Genomic DNA, 1,212 nt, shown 5'->3' on the forward strand with positions numbered 1-1,212 from the left:
CGGCCAGGGTCCGGCGCCCGGCGGCCACGGCGTCGATCACCGCAATCCCGCGTTCCAGCGCCTGCGTGCCGGTTGCCGCGACACTCCTGGCATCGACGACTCCGGCATCAGCGACTCTGGCATCGACGACGCCGGCATCGGCAATTCTGGCATTCCCATCGGCCATCGCATCCCCCTTGTCCCATCGGATTAAGCCCGACACGGCGATAATTCAATATATGAGACACTTACCCACATTATGGGAAACCGCGACGCAAACCAGACGAAACGGCGGTTTCCCGGGGCCGAAACGCAAAGACCCCCGGCAGCCGGGTCAGGGGACCGGCCGCCGGGGGTCTTCAACTTCTCGGGAAATGGCGCGTGCGGTCAGCCCGCCTTGGCGCCGGTATCATTGGCCGGCTTGGACGCGCTGGTAACGACCGAGCTGATGGTCTCGCGCAGGACGGTCACCCGCACGTTCGGGGCGATCTCGACTTCGATCTCGTTCGAATCCTCGCGCACCTTCTGCACCACGGCGATGATTCCCCCGGCCGTCAGCACCCGGTCGCCACGGCGCAGCGCGGCGAGCTGGCTGCGCAACTGCTTCTGCTTCTGCTGCTGGGGACGGATCAGGATAAAATAAAATATAACGAACATCGCGACATAGGGCAGGATGCTCATCAATCCGCCCGCGCTGAGGAATCCGCCCTCGCCGCCGGCCGTCTGGGCATGGGCCGGCGTGATCAGAAAGTCGGAGAGAAGGGTCATGTCGTGTGATTCCGGCCGTCATTATTGGGTTGCGGGCTGCGGCACTGGACCATAGTTTTCGCCCGTCTCCCGTCAAGGCGTCGGTTCGCCGCCCGTGCAAAGCGGGGCCGCCGATCGTCCGATCATATGGAAGTCAGCCTCGATGGACCCTGCCCTGCTTTCGCTTCTGGACCGGATCGCCTCGGCGCTGGAACGGCTCTCTCCCGCGCCGGCGACCCTGGCGGGCCTGGATAGCGCCGACGCCTTCGTCTGGCACCCCGAGCGGGGCTGCCTGGCCCCGGTCGCGCAGGTGGCGCACGTCGCCATCGACCTGCTGCAGGGGGTCGAGGCGCAACGCAGGCTGATCCTGGACAATACGCTGCATTTCGCGCGCGGCCTGCCGGCGAACAACGCCATGCTGTGGGGCGCGCGCGGCATGGGCAAGTCGTCGCTGGTCAAGGCGGCCCACGCGCAGGCCAACCTGGT

General features: G+C 66.2%; 2 protein-coding genes. One reads left to right on the top strand and one right to left on the bottom strand.

Annotated elements, in window-relative coordinates; translation table 11 throughout:
* Positions 1–366 precede the first annotated feature (366 nt).
* Positions 367–747 (bottom strand): preprotein translocase subunit YajC, encoded by a 381-nt coding sequence (yajC, locus tag HUK84_RS19085; protein WP_176641625.1) that lies wholly within the window; start codon positions 745–747, stop codon positions 367–369.
* Between the two features lie 142 nt (positions 748–889).
* On the opposite strand from yajC, the gene HUK84_RS19090 reads away from it, so the two are divergent.
* Positions 890–1,212: DUF815 domain-containing protein (locus tag HUK84_RS19090; protein ID WP_176641626.1), on the top strand; the 323-nt coding region annotated here is incomplete at its 3' end.

Source organism: Nguyenibacter vanlangensis (assembly GCF_013376155.1).
GTDB lineage: Bacteria > Pseudomonadota > Alphaproteobacteria > Acetobacterales > Acetobacteraceae > Gluconacetobacter > Gluconacetobacter vanlangensis.